This is a genomic window from Streptomyces sp. NPDC005566 (assembly GCF_040605575.1).
In the GTDB taxonomy this organism is placed as follows: domain Bacteria; phylum Actinomycetota; class Actinomycetes; order Streptomycetales; family Streptomycetaceae; genus Streptomyces.
The window spans coordinates 104584-121819 of sequence record NZ_JBEXDB010000023.1 but is presented as its reverse complement, the minus strand read 5'-3'; the positions used below and the strand labels follow the sequence as shown (position 1 = coordinate 121819).

Genomic DNA, 17236 nt, shown 5'->3' with positions numbered 1-17236 from the left:
GACGTCATCACGGCTTCGGTGCGCAGCGGGTTGATCTCCGAAACGGCACCGACAAACGTGGTCTTACCCACGCCGAAGCCCCCTGCCACCACGATTTTTGCCGAGGTGGTGGAGCGGGCCGCTCCGCCGCTAGAGCTTGCGAAGTCCACTGAGCACCCTTTCGAGCAGTGTCACGGCCGGCTGGCCGCCGGCGGCCTCGTCGCCGCCGGGCTGATGGATAGCGACGAGTCCGGCCTCGGCCAGGTCGGCGACGAGGATCCGGGCAACGCCGAGAGGGATCGAGAGAAGGGCCGAAACCTCGGCGACCGACTTGATCTCGATGCAGAGCCGGCAGATCCGCTGGTGCTCGGGCAGTTGCCCTTGGAGCCTCGACGGATCGGCCGTGGTGCTGACCAGTGCCTCGATGGCGAGCTGGTACCGCGGCCGGGTCCGGCCACCGGTCATGGCGTACGGCCGGACCAGCGGGTTGTGCGCCGCGGGCTTCGACGGCTCGGGCGCCTGCCGCTGGACGGGCTGGATGCGCGACGGCGGTGCGTCGTAGCGCTGCGGCGGCTGCTGCTGCGGCCACCCGGATCCCGGTTGCTGGGGCTGTTGCTGCGGCCAGCCGCCCCCCTGCGCGCCCTGCGGCGGCTGCTGGGGCTGCTGGTAGGGCTGATAAGGCTGGTAAGGCTCTTGCGAACCCTGTCTGCCGGGCGTGGAGGGGTGGTTGAAGCGGTTATCACCCTGCTCACCCGGAACCCGCCGACCACCCTCGTACGGGTGTCCGCCTGTGGGTGCTGCCACGTTTCCTCCTCCGACTGCCGGTCGCCATCCCAGTGGTGCCGCGCCACCGCACCTTATGGCGCGGTGACGAGAAACGCACTGTCTGTCTGTCAGTTAAGAAGACTTCCCTGGAGCTCGGCGCGAAGATCCGGGGTGAGAACACTTCCTGCACGGTCTACAAGAAGTGCCATTTCGTACCCAACCAGACCGATATCGGCGTCCGGGTGGGCGAGGACGGCAAGTGAAGATCCGTCAGAGATGGACATGATGAAGAGGAATCCCCGCTCCATCTCCACAACGGTCTGATTGACGGCGCCGCCCTCGAAGATCCGGGAGGCACCCGCGGTCAGCGACGTCAGACCGGAGGCGACTGCCGCCAGCTGATCGGCGCGGTCGCGCGGGAAACCCTCGGACATCGCCAGCAGGAGTCCGTCGGCGGAGACCACCACCGTGTGCGACACCCCAGGGGTGTTGTCCACGAAGTTGGTGATCAACCAGTTCAGATTCTGCGCCGCCTGGCTCATCGGGCTCACACTAACGCTCCTGGTTGTAGGTATTACTTGTGTCCGGCCCCGCGGTACGTCCCCGCTGCACACCACGTCGCAGATTGCTCAGCCTGCCACGTATGTCCTCGGGGGCACGGGAGACCTGTGGGCCGCCCTGCTGGGTCTGCTCGGCCGTTCCCTCGACCAGATTGGCCTTGGGTACGCGCCGGGGGAGACCGGACGGGGTGATTCCGCCCGCCTTCGGATCCTTGAGCTTCTCCGCCCGCTCCCAGCGCTCGTCGTTGGCCGAGCGCCAGTCGTCGGGGCCCTTCCCGGTCGCCGGTGCTGTCTGCGGCGGTTGGGGCTTCTCCTGCTGCTTCGGCGGTCGCTGCTGCTGTTCCGCCACCGCAGGCTGATCGTTTCCGCGGCCGGTGGGCTGCCAGTGCTGCTGGCCCGCGCCCCGGCGCGGGAGACCCGCGGTCGTCAGGTCGTGACCGTTGTTCGGGGTGGGCCCCGGACGGTCGAAGCCTACGCGCTCCTGCGGCTCGGCGGGAGCGCTCGGGAGAGATTCCGCTTCGGGCTGTGCGAGCGGCTCGTACCCGCCCTGGTATCCGCCCTGATCGGCCCATTCGCCCTGGTGGGGCTGGTCGGACTGAGGGGCGAACTGATCGGCGTACTGCTCCTGCTGGTGCTCCGGTGCGGCGTACGAAGCTTCCGCATAGCCCTGCTGGGGCTGCTGGTAGCCACCCTCGGCGCCGTACTGCTCGTAGCCGCCGTCGTATCCGGGCTGTGCGTAGCCCTGCTGCTCCGGGGCGTACTGCTCGGGCGCGTACTGCTCCTGGCCGTACTGGTCCTGGGCGAAGCCCTGCTGTCCCGCGCCGTTGTCCTGGAACACGGGATGCTCGGGTCCGGTCTGCGCCTCCAGCGCGGCCCGGCGCTCCTCACGCATCAGCGAGCGGCCGACCGGGTCGAGCTGCGGGGAGTCCGCAGCCGGGGTGTCGTACCGCGAGTCGTCGAAGCCGAGCTCCGCCGCCGTACGCATCGGAGCGTGGTGCGCGGGCATCTCGAACGACTGCGGCTGCTGCTGCTCGGGAATGATGGAGGAGACGGTGAAGTCGCCCTGCGGCGCCGACTCGCCACCGCCACCATGGGTGATCGCGTCCGGCAGCATGACCAGCGACGTGGTGCCCGCCTGCTCCCCCGAGGGGCGGAGCTGGACGCGGACGCCGTGCCGGTCGGCAAGCCGGCCGACCACGAACAGACCCATGCGCTGGGACACCGCGGCGTCCACGGTCGGCGGGTTGGCCAGCTTGTGGTTGATGTCGGCGAAGTCCTCGGCGGTGAGGCCGATTCCCTTGTCGTGGATCTCGACCATGACACGGCCGTCGGGCAGCCGGGTCGCGGTGACGCGCACCTTGGTCTGCGGCGAGGAGAACGTGGTGGCGTTCTCCAGCAGCTCGGCCAGCAGGTGCACGAGGTCGGTCACGGCCTGGCCGTGGATCTCGCTCTCCGGAACACCGGTGAGCTCGATGCGCTCGTAGGACTCCACCTCGGAGGAGGCGGCGCGCAGGACGTCGACCAGCGGAACCGGCTGGTTCCAGCGGCGGCCGGGCTCCTCGCCGGCGAGAACCAGGAGGTTCTCACCGTTGCGGCGCATACGGGTCGCCAGGTGGTCCAGCTTGAAGAGGCTCTCCAGCTGGTCCGGGTCGGCCTCGTTGTTCTCCAGGTCGGTGATGAGGGTCAGCTGGCCCTCGATGAGCGACTGGTTGCGGCGCGACAGGTTGGTGAAGATCGCGTTGACGTTGCCCCGCAGCATGGCCTGCTCGGATGCGAGCCGGACCGCCTCACGGTGCACCTGGTCGAAGGCGCGGGCGACCTCGCCGATCTCGTCCTGGGTGGTGATCGGGATCGGCTGCACCCGGGTGTCCACCCGGCCGGGCTCGGTACGCGACAACTGGTCGACGAGCATCGGCAGGCGCTGCTCGGCGATACCGAACGCGGCGGTACGCAGCTGGCGCATCGCGCGGCTCATCTGGCGGGCCATGAGGCCCGCGATGATGAAGGCGGCCAGCAGCGAGATGATCACGATCGCGGCGTTGACGATGGCGTCGTTCCGGGCGCTGGACGAGATGTCCGCGGCCTCGGTGACCGCCTTGTCGACGAGCTCGTCCTCGACGGTGGTGTAGCCGTCGAACTTGGCGGTGGCGGCGGCCATCCAGGTCTCGGGGGTGATCCCCTTCTTCCGGAGGTCCTCCGGGCGCTGGCCCTGGCCGATCTGCTGGGCCATGCCGTCGAAGACCGAACCGTCGACGCTCGGCGGTGTCACGAAGGGCTGACCGGTGGCCGCGGCCTGCTCCTTGGCGGCCTTGAGCTGCTTGGCGCCCTCGGCGGCCTTGCCGGCCATGACTTCCTTGAGCCGCGCCACGTCGGCCTCGGTACCACCGGAGACGAACTCGCCGAGGGCGATCTGCTCCAGGTAGTTGTACGAGCCGAACGCCTTGACCTGGGCGTCGAAGGTGGCGTCCTTCTGGCTGGGGCGAACCAGCAGGTGCATACCGATGGAGCGCTGAAGCGATTCGGCAGCCTTGGCCAGCTCGATCGCGTACACGGTCCGGCCGTAGGTGGTGATGTTGCTGCTGCCCAGGCCGAGCTCGTTGGAGAACTCCATCAGCGAGTGCTGGACCTTGGTGTAGCCCTCTTCCGTCTTCACCGGGTCCATGGCCTCGGCGTAGGCGGCCTTGCGCAGCTCGGGGAGAAGCGGCTCCTCCACCTTGAACAGCTTGAGGCGGCGGTCGAGCCCTTCCTTGTCCGGCATGCCCTGCACGGCGGTGTCGAACTTCGCCGCCGCTTCGTCAGTGGTGGCGCGGGCGTCCTCGACCTCGGGGGCCGTGCGCTCGTTGGACAGCAACGGCTGGGCGGTGAGGTCGCGCTCGTTGAGCAGCGCCTGACCGTACTCCGCGGCCGCGCGGACGACCTGCGCCGTCTTCTCGGCGTCCTGGGCCTCGTTCCACCTGTCGACGGACCCCTTCACCTGGAAGCCGCCCATGACCAGGCCGACCAGTGCGGGAATCAGGAGAATCGCGTTCAGCCGGGTGGGCACCCGCCAGTTGCGCGGGGACAGCCGACTGGTGCTGCCACCTGCCGGTTCCGCCTCGGATATCTCCGCAGGCGACACCGCAGCGCGCGGCGGCGGGGTGAAATTGCCCCGCTCCGGCTGCGCAGCGGAGCCCTCGTTGCTTCGCCTCACTCGACCAACAACCTCTCGGCGTCGGCACCTACGTTGTGCCGGATTATTCGTTCAGGGCCGTATTACTCGGTAGTTCGACGCATTGCAGCACGCGGAGCGGCCGCGTTCCAAACAGTCGGAATGACTGATTCCGGGTGACGCAGGCGTCAGATAAAACGGGCATAAAGAACGAGCCCCGTCAAAAGGCGGGGCTCATGTGAGCACAGTGGTACTGCTCGGATGCGTCGGGTATCGATGCCGGTGCAATTCTCTGTCGAAATGTTATGAACACGGGGGCGGATCGTGTCAAAGGACACAGGCCGCCCCCGCTTGACTACAGCAACTTCCGTAGATCAATACCGACTTCGCGCTACTTGAGCCGCGCCATCAACGCGTGCTCCACCAGCGTGATCAGACCGCTCTTCGCATCTGCACGGTGACGGGCGTCCGTCGTCAGGATCGGGGTGTCGGGGCCGATCTGCAGGGCCTCGCGCACCTCGTCCGGGGTGTAGGGCTGGTGTCCGTCGAAGCCGTTGAGGGCGATGACGAAGGGGAGTCCGCTGTTCTCGAAGTAGTCGACTGCGGGGAAGCAGTCGGCGAGTCGGCGGGTGTCGACGAGGACGACGGCGCCGATGGCGCCGCGGACCAGGTCGTCCCACATGAACCAGAAGCGGTCCTGTCCGGGGGTGCCGAACAGGTACAGGATCAGGTCCTGGTCCAGGGTGATGCGGCCGAAGTCCATGGCCACCGTGGTGGTGGTCTTGTCCCCGGTGTGGGTCAGGTCGTCGATGCCCGCGGACGCGGACGTCATCACGGCTTCGGTGCGCAGCGGGTTGATCTCCGAAACGGCACCGACAAACGTGGTCTTACCCACGCCGAAGCCCCCTGCCACCACGATCTTCGCCGAGGTGGTTGCGCGGGCTGTCCCGCCGCTAGAGCTTGCGAAGTCCACTGAGCACCCTTTCGAGCAGTGTCACATCCGGCGCGCCGCCGGCCTCTCCATTGCCCGGCTGGTGGATGGCCACCATGCCGGCTTCCGCCAGGTCCGCCACCAGGATCCTGGCCACGCCCAGGGGCATGGACAGCAGGGCCGAAACCTCGGCCACCGACTTGACCTCACGGCAGAGGTGGCAGATCCGCTGGTGCTCGGGAAGCAGTGTCCCGAGGTGAGCGGGGTCGGCTGTGGTGCTGACCAGAGCCTCTATCGCGAGCTGGTAGCGCGGCCGGGTCCGGCCGCCGGTCATTGCGTACGGTCGGACCAGCGGCTGGTCGCCTTCACCGTCGTACGACGCGTGGTGCAGTGCGCCGTACGGATCAGGTGAGGCGGGTGGCGGGGTCATGAATCCTCCGGGCGTGACAGCAGGGTGTCGCCTTGCCGTCGGGAAGGGCCGGTGGGGGGTCTTAAGCGGCCGGACGGGTGAGGGTTTCGAGTAGTACCTGGGGGGATCGTGTCAGGGGTCTGCTGCATGGCCGCCTAGTGGAGCAGACTGCCTTGTAGTTCGGCGCGGAGGTCAGGGGTGAGTACGGACCCCGCGCGGTCGACGAGGAGTGCCATCTCGTACCCGACCAGGCCGATGTCCGCGTCCGGGTGGGCGAGAACGGCCAGAGACGAACCGTCCGAGACGGACATGAGGAAAAGGAACCCTCGCTCCATCTCCACAACGGTCTGGCTCACGGCGCCGCCTTCGAAGATCCGGGAGGCACCCGCGGTGAGCGACGTCAGACCGGAGGCGACTGCCGCCAGCTGATCGGCGCGGTCGCGCGGGAAACCTTCGGACATTGCCAGCAGCAGGCCATCCGCGGAGACCACCACCGTGTGGGACACCCCAGGGGTGTTGTCCACGAAGTTGGTGATCAGCCAGTTCAGATTCTGCGCGGCCTGACTCATGGGGCTCAACTAACGCTCCTGCTGGTGAGTGGGGCCGAGTTGGAAACTGCCGGTAGACGGGCCGTTGTTGGCCTGTCGTCCCTGCTGGATGCCCCGGCGGAGATTGGTCAGACGGCCGCGTACGTCATCGGGCGCACGCGAAACCTGAGGTCCGGACTGATGATTCTGCTGCTGAGCAGTGCCCGGCACCAAATTGGCACGCGGAACCCGGCGCGGCAGCCCGGAGGTGGTGATCCCGCCCGCAGCGGGCTTCTTGACCCGCTCGGCCTGGCGCGTGAGCTCGTCGTTGGGCGAGGCGCGCCAGGAGCTGGTGACGCCGGCATCGGCCGCACCACGCCGGGGCATGGGCGGAGCCGGGGTGCCGACGGGCTCCGGAGCCGACGGTGCCTGCGGCTCGGCTGCGGGCGGCTGAGCGCCGCCCTGCCCCGGGCCGTGGAACCAGTTCGTCTCCAGCGTGTCGTACAGCGGCGTACGCCCGTCACCCGGACCGGCGGGCGGCAGCGCCTCGGGCTGCTGCGGCAGCGCCGGACGCGGTGCACCGAAGTCGGCGTTGTCCTGCCGGTGCGGTGCGGGCATCTGCTGGTGCTGCGGGGCCTGGGCGCCGTAGCCCTGGTTCTGTGGCGACGGGGCGTTGAAGTCGGGGCGGGCGAACTGCGCGGTGCTCGCCGGGTCCGGCGCCTGCGGCGCGGAGAAGTCCGGGCGGGCGAACTCGGACGTGGCGCCGGGGCCCTGGCGGTCGTTCATCGGCGGACGCTGGTTCGGCGCGTTGAACGGCTGGTGGGGAGCGGAGCTGCCCGGGCGGGCGAACCGGCCGGAGTCCGGCTCCTCGTGACCGCGCGGCGTGTCCGGCGGAGTACGCCGGGAAGCACCCTGCTCCTCGACGCCCCAGCTCGCGCTCTGCGGACGCTGCGGCTGCGGGTTGCCACCGGGCAGCTCGGCCCGCGGACCGCCGGACGCCGGCAGCTGACGGCCGGGGCCGCCGGGCTGCTGGAAGCCGGCCTGCTCGTTACGTGCCTGCTGCGGCTGAGGGGTCTGCCGGGCGGGCGGACCGCTCTGGCGGCCCTGCGGACCGGGCTGGGCCGGACCCGTGTGACCGAACAGATTGGGCTGGCCCGAGTCCGTACGGCCGGGAGCCTCCTGCTGACCGCGCGCGCCCGTCCGGGCACCGCCGCCGAAGGCGCCGCCCTGCGGCTGGTTCGGGCGGCCGGGGCCCTGCGGACCGTTGCCGGGACCCTGAGGGCCGCCGTCGCGCGCGGGCAGCGCCGCCCGCGGGCCCGAGCCCGTGCCGACCTGCCCGCGCTGCTGACCTGAACCCAGGCCCTTGGCGGGAGGAGCGGCCGGGGAACCCGCAAGGCCGGGACGCTGACCCGCGCCCGCACCGGAGCCGCCGGCGAGGAGACCACCGGGAGAACCGCCCTGCGGGCCCTGACCCTGCTTGGACTGCGGCTGCTTGCCGCCGTGCGCGACCTCCATGGGCAGCATGACCAGTGCGGTCGTACCGCCGGAGTCGGAGGGACGCAGCTGGATCCGGATGCCGTGACGCAGGGACAGCCGGCCGACCACGAACAGACCCATGCGGCGGGACACGGAGACGTCCACGGTGGGCGGCGATGCGAGCCGCTCGTTGATCGCCGCGAGGTCCTCGGGGGAGAGGCCGATACCCGTGTCGTGGATCTCGACGAGCACACGCCCGTCGGGCAGCGCGTGACCGGTGACCCGGACCTTCGTCTGGGGCGAGGAGAACGACGTCGCGTTCTCCAGCAGCTCGGCGAGGAGGTGCACGAGGTCGTTGACGACGCGGCCGGCCACTTCGGTGGCGGGCACCGCGGCCAGTTCGATGCGCTCGTACTGCTCCACCTCGGATGCTGCGGCGCGGAGCACGTCGACGAGCGGCACCGGACGGGTCCAGCGGCGGCCCGGCTCCTCGCCCGCGAGGACGAGCAGGTTTTCGCCGTTACGGCGCATACGGGTCGCGAGGTGGTCGAGCTTGAAGAGGGAGGACAGCTGGTCCGGGTCGGCCTCGCGCGACTCCAGTTCGGAGATGAGCGAGAGCTGACGCTGGATGAGGCCCTGGCTGCGGCGCGAGAGGTTGGTGAACATCGCGTTGACGTTGCCTCGCAGCAGCGCCTGCTCGGCGGCCAGTCGGACCGCCTCGCGGTGCACGTCGTCGAACGCCGCGGCCACCTTGCCGATCTCGTCCCGGGAGTGCACACCGACCGACTCCACCGAGGTGTCGACGTCCTGCGGGTCGGTCTCGGAGAGCTGCTTGACGAGCTCGGGCAGCCGGTCCTGGGCGACCCGGGTCGCGGTGTCCTGCAGTCGCCGCAGCGAACGGATCATGGACCGGGCCACGACGAAGGCGCCGACCAGGGAGACACCGAGGACGATGAGGATGACCGCACCGTTGAGGATGGCGTCGCGCTGGGAGGCCTCACGGAGCTCGCGGGCCTTGCCCTCCATCTCGCCGAGGAGGGTCGCCTCGATGGTGTTCATGGCAGAGATCTTGTTGGAGCTCTGGTCGAACCAGTCCATGTACGTGCGGGGCTTGCGGCCCTCCAGGCCCAGCGGGCTGTCGAGCACCTGCTTCGCGTACATGTCCGCGGCCTTGATCTCGGGGTTGCCGTTCTCGAGCGAGTCCGTCAGCTCGGAGGCACTGCTACCCGTGGCCGTGTAGGTCGTGCCGAACGTCTGGAGGGCCAGGGTCTCCTTGCGGTTGGCGGCGGCGCCGAAAATCTTGTCGTTGTCGTTGAGGTGCGTCTCGGTGCTGTCGCCGCCCGGCAGTGCCGCGGCGATGATCGCGCGCTGGACGGAGGCGTACTCCTTGGCGGAGGAGAACGCCGCCAGGGCGCGGGTCCGCTTGATCATGTCCGGGCTGCTGGTGGCCTGCGCCATGTCCTGGGAGAGGCCCAGCAGCGCGGTGATCAGCTGGCTGTACTGGTCGACCGTGCTGAGGCTCGGGGCGCCCTCGGCGTACGCGTCCTTGCGGATACTGCTGAGCTCGCCGAGCTGGGTGGCGATCTGGCTGACGCTGGAGTGGATGCCCTCCATCGCCTCGTCGGTCTGCGAGGTGCCGATCTCGTCGGCCGCGTCGAAGAACGCGTCCTTGGCCCGGTCGGTCTGCTTCCGAGGCGTGGTGACCTTGAAGTCGGTGGGCTTCGCGCCGTTCGCCAGGGGGCCGGCCGACTCGTCGCGCTCCTGCTGGAGCGCCTTGGCGAGCGCGGTCGCCTGCTTGGTCATCTGAGTCAGCAGCTGCATGTGCTCCAGCTGTTCCATGTCGTTCATGGACTCGTTGATCCGCAGTCCGCCCAGCGTGGTCGCGGCGACCACGGGAAGGGCGAGGAGGGAGACAAGGCGGGTGCTGATGCGCCAGTTGCGCAGGGCTATGCGTGAGCCGGTGCCGACCGGCCCCGCGGGTTTGAGAGGCGTGGCCGGGTCCGCGCCGCTGCTGCTCGTCGTACCCGAGCGCTGCGCGCGGTCACCACTGCCGCCGGCTACGGCCGGCCCGGGGTTCTGGGCGTGCTGGGGCGAGGAACCGCGGTCGGTCCCGCCGCGCGGCTCCTGTTCCGCCGGAGCACTGCCATCCCTCTTGAAACGTCCCTGCACTAGCGTCGCAACCTCTGGACCAGGCGTCCCACCACGTGTTCGGGCGGGACGGTGTCGGCGTCGTGGGGCGCTGGACGCGCCCCATGGTGGTCGTGAGTGACCGGCGTACTTCCCCCTCCCGCCGCCACTCGGCGCTGCGTTGCGCCCCTGCGCGCCGGGCCTGAAACCCGCGGCGGTGCGTGGAATTTCAGCACAGTGGAGGATCTCCAACAAGGCCCACGTACCGGGCTGTGACCTGTGTGACATTCTGTGATGGCTGAGTGACAAGCCGTGGAGAGCGTTCAGGGGTAAATCGGAACATTGGGGGTGCACCCCCTGGGGGCGGGCGGTGTCCCAGTCGACATGATCGGGAGCGGAATGGCAGATTCAGTGCCGTAATGTCTGCTTTGCTTCAGGTGATCGACTGTCCGCAATGGTTCATTTGTCGGTAACTTCGTGAGCAAACTCACATGATGATCGACGTCTCTTCCCCGCACCCACGGGGAATCGGATGTTTAGCCTGACGCTTTACAGGGATAGCGAATCCGACAACCGGCGCCCCTCCGGGCGGCGCCCCAGCGACAAGGGTCCACACGGCAGATGAAGACGACGATGATGTTCCGCAACATTGCCAACCCCCGGCGCACCACGCTGGCGCACCTCGAGGACGCCGTGGTGCTGCACACGCCGGAGCAGCCGGAGCATTCCGTCGACCTGCCCACCCAGACGGCCAACCCCCGCCGCACCATCCTCATGGAAGCACCCGCCGCAGCCGCAGGCTGACGCGCGCGGCTGTCCCCCTCGCCGCGTCGACATCCGGCCGGGCAGGCTCGGTCCGCCCTGCGGCCGCACGCACCGGACGGCGCTCCTATCGGGGCAAAGCTCGCCGGGCCAGGCGCTAGCCTGGAGCGTCAGTCTTCAGCCAGCCAGCCAGCAAGTGAGGGGCGACAGCATCCCGTGCGCATCGCCAGGTTCTCCATCGACGGCAATGTCGCCTTCGGCGCGGTCGAGGGCGACAGTCCCGACAGCCTCGTCCTCGACATCATCAAGGGCATCCCGTACACCGACTTCGAGCTCTCCGGGACCAAGGTTCCGCTGAGCAAGGTCCGGCTGCTGCCCCCCGTGCTCCCCAACAAGGTCGTGGCCATCGGCCGCAACTACGCGGAACACGCCGCCGAGCTCGGCAACGAGGTCCCGGATGTCCCCGTCGTCTTCCTCAAGCCCACCACCTCGGTGATCGGCTCCGGCGACGCCATCGAGTACCCCTCCTTCTCCGACGAACTGCACCACGAGGCCGAACTGGCCGTGGTCATCGGACGGATGTGCCGCGAAGTTCCGCGTGAGCGTGTCAAGGACGTCATCTTCGGCTACACCTGCGCCAACGACGTCACGGCCCGTGACGCCCAGAAGCGCGAGAAGCAGTGGGGCCGGGCCAAGGGCTTCGACACGTCCTGCCCGCTGGGCCCCTGGGTGGAGACCGACCTCGACCCCCGCGACCTGGCCGTCCAGGCGACGGTCAACGGCGAGCAGCGCCAGCTGGGCCGCACGGGCGACATGATCCGCTCGATCGAGGACCTGATCGTCCACATCACGGAAGCCATGACGCTGCTCCCGGGCGACGTGATCCTCACCGGAACCCCCGCAGGGGTCGGACCCCTGCACGTCGGCGACGAAGTCGCCGTCACCATCGAAGGCATCGGCACTCTCACCAACAAGGTGATCAAGCGTGGTTAACGGACCTGTCCCCAAGCTCTCGGCTCCGCTCGAGCAGGGGAAACCCCATCGCGTACGTTTCTGTCCCTCCCCGACCGGCAACCCCCACGTGGGCCTGGTCCGGACAGCTCTCTTCAACTGGGCCTTCGCCCGGCACCACCAGGGCACCCTGGTCTTCCGTATCGAGGACACCGACGCGGCCCGCGACTCCGAGGAGTCCTACGAGCAGCTGCTCGACTCGATGCGCTGGCTCGGCATGGACTGGGACGAGGGCCCCGAGATCGGCGGCCCGCACGCCCCGTACCGCCAGTCGCAGCGCATGGACCTCTACAAGGACGTCGCCGAGAAGCTCCTGGCCGCCGGTCACGCGTACCACTGCTACTGCACCACCGAGGAGCTCGACACCCGCCGTGACGCCGCCCGCGCCGCCGGCAAGCCGTCGGGCTACGACGGCCACTGCCGCGCGCTGACCGCCGAGCAGACCGCGGCGTACGAGGCCGAGGGCCGGACCTCCATCGTGCGCTTCCGGATGCCCGACGAGGCGATCACCTTCACCGACCTCGTCCGCGGCGACATCACCGTCCAGCCGGAGAACGTCCCCGACTACGGCATCGTCCGTGCCAACGGCGCTCCCCTGTACACGCTGGTCAACCCGGTCGACGACGCGCTGATGGAGATCACCCACGTCCTGCGCGGCGAGGACCTGCTCTCCTCCACCCCGCGGCAGATCGCCCTCTACAGGGCGCTCATCGAGCTGGGCATCGCCAAGGACACCCCCGCCTTCGGCCACCTCCCCTACGTCATGGGGGAGGGCAACAAGAAGCTCTCCAAGCGCGACCCGCAGGCCTCGCTCAACCTCTACCGCGAGCGCGGCTTCCTGCCCGAGGGGCTGCTGAACTACCTCTCGCTGCTCGGCTGGTCGATCGCCGAGGACCGCGACATCTTCGGCCGCGACGAGCTGGTGGCCGCGTTCGACATCGCCGACGTCAACGCCAACCCGGCGCGCTTCGACCTGAAGAAGGCCGAGCACATCAACGCCGAGCACCTGCGCATGCTCGACGTGAAGGCCTTCACCGAGGCCTGCGGCCCGTGGCTGAAGGCCCCGTTCGCCCCCTGGGCGCCCGAGGCCTTCGACGCGGGGCAGTTCGCCGAGATCGCCCCGCACGCGCAGACCCGCGTCACGGTCCTCTCGGACATCACGGCCAACGTCGACTTCCTCTTCCTGGACGAGCCCGTCCACGACGAGGCGTCCTGGACGAAGGCCATGAAGGAGGGCTCCGACGCCCTGCTCGTCACGGCCCGCGCCGAGCTGACCGCCGCCGAGTGGAACGCCGAGGCGCTCAAGACGGCCGTCCTCACCGCCGGCGAGAAGCACGGCCTGAAGCTCGGCAAGGCCCAGGCCCCGGTCCGCGTCGCCGTCACCGGCCGCACGGTCGGTCTGCCGCTCTTCGAGTCCCTGGAGATCCTGGGACGCGAGAAGACGATCGCCCGCATCGACGCCGCGCTGGCCAAGCTCGCCGCGTAACCGTCGTACGCAGTCCGGAGGCCGGGTTCCCACGGGAGCCCGGCCTCCGGCGTCTCCAGCGTTTCGTGCCTGCGGTCCCGGACAGCGGACAGCAAAGCCCACCATCCGCGCAGCGTGGGCGCCTACGCTGGTGAGCATGGCGATTCGCGCGGTTCTCTGGGACGTGGACGACACGATCTTCGACTACGCGGGTTCGGACCGCAACGGTCTGCTGCGGCATCTCCGGGCGGAGGGGCTGGCCGACAGCGACGAGGACCACCACGACCGCTGGATGCGCATCGCCTCCGCCCACTGGGCGCGGGTCGCCGCCGGGGAGTCCGACTGGTACGCGCACTGCCGGGACCGGGTCCGGGACTTCCTGGACGCCGAGCTGAGCGACGAGGACGCCGATGCGTGGTTCACCCGGTACGTCGGGCACTACGAGAGCTCCTGGGAGCTCTTCCCCGACACGGTGCCGGTGCTCGACGCGCTGGCCGGCACCCACCGGCACGCGATCCTGTCGAACTCCTCCGTCGACCATCAGGAGCGCAAACTGCGGGCCCTCGGCGTGCGCGACCGCTTCGAGGTCCTGCTGTGCGCGAGGGAGCTCGGTGTCTACAAGCCGGACGCCAGGGCCTTCCTCTCGGCCTGCGAGGCGCTGGAACTTGATCCGCACGAGGTGGTCTACGTCGGGGACGAGCCCGACATCGACGCCGCCGGTGCTGTGGCCGCGGGCCTGACCGGCATCTGGCTGGACCGGCGAGGGCGCGGCGGGCGCCCGGAACTTGTGCGGATCACCGGGCTGGAGGAGCTCCCCGGTCTGCTGGCAGGCAATACCCGTTTTGGAGCGCCGGACACCTTCAGGTAATGTTCTTCCTGCGCCGCCGAGTGGACCGAAAGATCCGGCCGGGAAGCGCAGACAGAAATGAAACCCCCAAGGGGTTGCGTTTCAGTGGGCTATGGTGTAATTGGCAACACTACGGTTTCTGGTACCGTCATTCTAGGTTCGAGTCCTGGTAGCCCAGCGCAAGATCGAAGTAACAAGCCCCCGTTGTGTAGCGGCCTAGCACGCTGCCCTCTCACGGCAGTAGCGCCGGTTCGAATCCGGTCGGGGGTACAGATCCTTCCCGCGAGAACATCTGGGTCGCACCCACGTTCTTGATGCAGGATCGCTAGGGCCCCCGTTGTGTAGCGGCCTAGCACGCTGCCCTCTCACGGCAGTAGCGCCGGTTCGAATCCGGTCGGGGGTACTTGCAACACCATGGGCTATGGTGTAATTGGCAACACTACGGTTTCTGGTACCGTCATTCTAGGTTCGAGTCCTGGTAGCCCAGCGCAAGACCGAAGTAACAAGCCCCCGTTGTGTAGCGGCCTAGCACGCTGCCCTCTCACGGCAGTAGCGCCGGTTCGAATCCGGTCGGGGGTACAACAGCTCGACAGGGAAAGGCCCTTCACCTCGGTGAAGGGCCTTTCTCGTGTGCCGCAAGGCAACGTGCCGCACGGTGCGGGTCCGTTGGGCGAGGTGGTCCATCTCACCGGGGTGACCGAGGCGGATGAGGGTGGCCGCGCCGGTGTCCGACGAGCTCTGTACGGGGGAGAGTTCACCGGCTCCCGGCCTGCGGAGGGGCCGCCGGGCGGCGGACCGGTTCGGGTGTCGCGCGTCCGGGGAGTAAGCACCGGAGGGAAGAAGCAGGATGAAGATGGGGGCCGCCACGGCGCTGGAGCGGCCTTCGGGGAAGTGGTGCGCTTACTGGTTCAGCCGGTGCGGCGCAGGGCCTCGCTCAGCCGCGCGGCCGAGTCGATGACCGCCTGGGCGTGCATCCGCCCGGGGTGGCGGGTCAGCCGCTCGATCGGGCCGGAGACGGAGACCGCGGCGACCACCCGGTTCGACGGGCCGCGGACCGGTGCGGAGACCGAGGCCACGCCCGGCTCGCGTTCACCGATCGACTGCGCCCAGCCGCGGCGCCGTACGCCGGAGAGGGCCGTCGCCGTGAAGCGGGCCCCCTGCAAGCCGCGGTGCAGGCGCTCCGGCTCCTCCCAGGCCATCAGGATCTGGGCGGAGGAGCCCGCCTTCATCGTGAGCGTGGAGCCGACCGGCACGGTGTCCCGCAGTCCGGACAGACGCTCCGCCGCCGCCACGCAGATCCTCATGTCGCCCTGCCGCCGGTAGAGCTGTGCGCTCTCGCCGGTGATGTCGCGCAGATGCGTGAGAACGGGTCCTGCCGTCGCCAGGAGCCGGTCCTCGCCCGCCGCGGCCGCGAGTTCCGCGAGCCGGGGGCCGAGAATGAAACGGCCCTGCATGTCCCTCGCCACCATCCGGTGGTGTTCCAGTGCCACGGCCAGTCGATGAGCCGTGGGCCTTGCGAGCCCTGTCGCCGCGACCAGCCCGGCGAGGGTGGCCGGACCGGACTCCAGGGCGCTCAATACCAGAGCTGCCTTGTCGAGAACGCCGACGCCGCTAGAGTTGTCCATACGACGATACTCGCGTCTCACTCTGTGAAACGCAAGTTCAATTTTCTCCGGAAGTTGCGAACCTGTACGTGCGGCCGTACAACGGCCCGCAGCCGCCGCCCCGCTCGGGGGTCCGGACGGAGGCGCACCGAATCTCTAGTTGGGCCGGCGAAGACGCCGGCCGGAGGGAAAGCGATGGGTAGGACACTCGCGGAAAAGGTCTGGGACGACCACGTCGTCCGGCGCGCGGAGGGCGAGCCCGACCTTCTCTTCATCGATCTGCACCTGCTGCACGAGGTGACCAGCCCGCAGGCGTTCGACGGCCTGCGTCAGGCCGGACGCCCCGTACGGCGCCTCGACCTCACCATCGCCACCGAGGACCACAACACCCCGACCCTCGACATCGACAAGCCGATCGCCGACCCGGTCTCCCGGGTCCAACTGGAGACCCTGCGCAAGAACTGCGCGGACTTCGGCGTCCGGCTGCACTCGCTCGGCGACGTCGAACAGGGCGTCGTGCACGTGGTCGGCCCGCAGCTGGGCCTGACCCAGCCCGGCACCACCGTGGTCTGCGGCGACTCCCACACCTCCACCCACGGCGCGTTCGGTGCGCTGGCCTTCGGTATCGGCACCAGCCAGGTCGAGCACGTCCTGGCCACCCAGACGCTTCCCCTGGCCCGGCCGAAGACCATGGCGATCACCGTCGAGGGAGAACTCCCCGACAGCGTCACCGCCAAGGACCTGATCCTGGCGATCATCACCCGGATCGGCACCGGCGGCGGCCAGGGCTACATCCTCGAATACCGTGGTTCCGCCATCGAGAAGCTCTCGATGGAGGCCCGGATGACCATCTGCAACATGTCGATCGAGGCCGGTGCCCGCGCGGGCATGATCGCCCCGGACCGGACCACCTTCGACTACCTGCAGGGCCGCGACCACGCGCCCCAGGGCGCGGACTGGGACGCCGCGGTGGCGTACTGGGAGACCCTGCGCTCCGACGACGACGCCGTCTTCGACGCCGAGGTCGTCATCGAGGCCGCGGAGCTCGCGCCGTTCGTCACCTGGGGCACCAACCCCGGCCAGGGCGCGCCCCTGTCGGCCAACGTCCCCGACCCTTCTTCGTACGAGGACGCCTCGGAGCGCAACGCCGCCGAAAAGGCCCTGGAGTACATGGGGTTGACCGCCGGCCAGCCGCTGCGCGAGATCAGCGTCGACACCGTCTTCGTAGGTTCCTGCACGAACGGCCGGATCGAGGACCTGCGCAACGTGGCCTCGATCATGGACGGCCGCAAAGTCGCCGACGGCGTACGGATGCTGGTCGTCCCGGGCTCCGTCCGGGTCGCCCTGCAGGCCGTCGAGGAGGGCCTGGACAAGGTCTTCACGGCCGCCGGCGCCGAATGGCGGCACGCGGGCTGCTCGATGTGCCTCGGCATGAACCCCGACCAGCTGGCCCCCGGTGAGCGCTCGGCCTCCACCTCGAACCGCAACTTCGAGGGCAGGCAGGGCAAGGGCGGCCGCACGCACCTGGTCTCCCCGCAGGTCGCCGCCGCGACCGCCGTGCTGGGCCATCTGGCCTCGCCCGCAGACCTGTCCGACGCCCGTACGCCCGCCGGAGTCCGATAACC

General features: G+C 69.3%; 13 protein-coding genes, 5 tRNA genes and 1 pseudogene. 10 read left to right on the top strand and 9 right to left on the bottom strand.

The window, feature by feature from the left end; genetic code table 11:
• The 8 genes and pseudogenes from ABZS61_RS30300 to ABZS61_RS30265 all read right to left on the bottom strand — a co-directional run.
• Nucleotides 1-149, bottom strand: a pseudogene (locus tag ABZS61_RS30300) (ATP/GTP-binding protein); the annotation flags it as partial.
• The gene (locus ABZS61_RS30295) at nucleotides 130-783 is read right to left on the bottom strand and encodes a DUF742 domain-containing protein (RefSeq protein ID WP_356428153.1); all 654 of its coding nucleotides are present in this window, start codon (nucleotides 781-783) and stop codon (nucleotides 130-132) included. The gene ABZS61_RS30295 and the pseudogene ABZS61_RS30300, both read right to left, overlap by 20 nt.
• A gap of 89 nt (nucleotides 784-872) precedes the next feature.
• Nucleotides 873-1286: a roadblock/LC7 domain-containing protein gene (locus ABZS61_RS30290; protein WP_006127847.1), complete on the bottom strand. Its 414-nt coding sequence runs from the start codon at nucleotides 1284-1286 to the stop codon at nucleotides 873-875.
• 10 nt (nucleotides 1287-1296) lie between these two features.
• Nucleotides 1297-4494, bottom strand: a complete 3198-nt coding sequence (locus ABZS61_RS30285) for a nitrate- and nitrite sensing domain-containing protein (protein WP_356428150.1) — start codon at nucleotides 4492-4494, stop codon at nucleotides 1297-1299.
• Nucleotides 4495-4843: 349 nt separating this feature from the next.
• The gene (locus tag ABZS61_RS30280) at nucleotides 4844-5425 is read right to left on the bottom strand and encodes an ATP/GTP-binding protein (protein WP_127466601.1); all 582 of its coding nucleotides are present in this window, start codon (nucleotides 5423-5425) and stop codon (nucleotides 4844-4846) included.
• Nucleotides 5406-5813 carry a DUF742 domain-containing protein gene (locus ABZS61_RS30275; RefSeq protein WP_003966010.1) on the bottom strand — a complete coding sequence of 136 codons (408 nt, stop codon included), beginning with the start codon at nucleotides 5811-5813 and terminating at the stop codon, nucleotides 5406-5408. Before ABZS61_RS30275 ends, ABZS61_RS30280 begins: the two co-directional genes overlap by 20 nt.
• A 134-nt stretch (nucleotides 5814-5947) precedes the next feature.
• Nucleotides 5948-6361, bottom strand: coding sequence for a roadblock/LC7 domain-containing protein (locus tag ABZS61_RS30270; protein ID WP_168713747.1), 414 nt, complete (start codon nucleotides 6359-6361; stop codon nucleotides 5948-5950).
• A 9-nt stretch (nucleotides 6362-6370) separates the two neighbouring features.
• The gene (locus tag ABZS61_RS30265) at nucleotides 6371-9964 is read right to left on the bottom strand and encodes a nitrate- and nitrite sensing domain-containing protein (RefSeq protein ID WP_356428146.1); all 3594 of its coding nucleotides are present in this window, start codon (nucleotides 9962-9964) and stop codon (nucleotides 6371-6373) included.
• A 579-nt stretch (nucleotides 9965-10543) separates the two neighbouring features.
• Between ABZS61_RS30265 and ABZS61_RS30260 the strand changes: the two genes are divergently transcribed.
• The 9 genes from ABZS61_RS30260 to ABZS61_RS30220 all read left to right on the top strand — a co-directional run bounded on the left by ABZS61_RS30260 (nucleotide 10544) and on the right by ABZS61_RS30220 (nucleotide 14586).
• Nucleotides 10544-10726 (top strand): hypothetical protein, encoded by a 183-nt coding sequence (locus ABZS61_RS30260; RefSeq protein ID WP_356428143.1) that lies wholly within the window; start codon nucleotides 10544-10546, stop codon nucleotides 10724-10726.
• 174 nt (nucleotides 10727-10900) lie between these two features.
• Nucleotides 10901-11677, top strand: a complete 777-nt coding sequence (locus ABZS61_RS30255; RefSeq protein ID WP_356428140.1) for a fumarylacetoacetate hydrolase family protein — start codon at nucleotides 10901-10903, stop codon at nucleotides 11675-11677.
• Entirely contained in the window at nucleotides 11670-13181 is a 1512-nt protein-coding gene (gltX, locus tag ABZS61_RS30250) for a glutamate--tRNA ligase (protein ID WP_356428137.1), read from the top strand. The genes ABZS61_RS30255 and gltX overlap by 8 nt, the downstream gene beginning before the upstream one ends.
• A gap of 136 nt (nucleotides 13182-13317) precedes the next feature.
• Nucleotides 13318-14028, top strand: coding sequence for an HAD family hydrolase (locus ABZS61_RS30245; RefSeq protein ID WP_356428134.1), 711 nt, complete (start codon nucleotides 13318-13320; stop codon nucleotides 14026-14028).
• 85 nt (nucleotides 14029-14113) lie between these two features.
• A tRNA-Gln gene (locus tag ABZS61_RS30240) sits at nucleotides 14114-14185 on the top strand.
• Nucleotides 14186-14204: 19 nt separating this feature from the next.
• A tRNA-Glu gene (locus tag ABZS61_RS30235) sits at nucleotides 14205-14277 on the top strand.
• A 60-nt stretch (nucleotides 14278-14337) separates the two neighbouring features.
• A tRNA-Glu gene (locus tag ABZS61_RS30230) sits at nucleotides 14338-14410 on the top strand.
• A 12-nt stretch (nucleotides 14411-14422) separates the two neighbouring features.
• Nucleotides 14423-14494: transfer RNA gene (locus ABZS61_RS30225), tRNA-Gln, on the top strand.
• A 19-nt stretch (nucleotides 14495-14513) separates the two neighbouring features.
• Nucleotides 14514-14586: transfer RNA gene (locus tag ABZS61_RS30220), tRNA-Glu, on the top strand.
• Between the two features lie 329 nt (nucleotides 14587-14915).
• Here ABZS61_RS30220 and ndgR read toward each other — a convergent pair.
• Nucleotides 14916-15632, bottom strand: a complete 717-nt coding sequence (ndgR, locus tag ABZS61_RS30215) for an IclR family transcriptional regulator NdgR (protein ID WP_014048551.1) — start codon at nucleotides 15630-15632, stop codon at nucleotides 14916-14918.
• Nucleotides 15633-15806: 174 nt separating this feature from the next.
• Between ndgR and leuC the strand changes: the two genes are divergently transcribed.
• Nucleotides 15807-17234, top strand: coding sequence for a 3-isopropylmalate dehydratase large subunit (leuC, locus tag ABZS61_RS30210; RefSeq protein WP_356428132.1), 1428 nt, complete (start codon nucleotides 15807-15809; stop codon nucleotides 17232-17234).
• The last annotated feature ends 2 nt before the right edge of the window (nucleotides 17235-17236 follow it).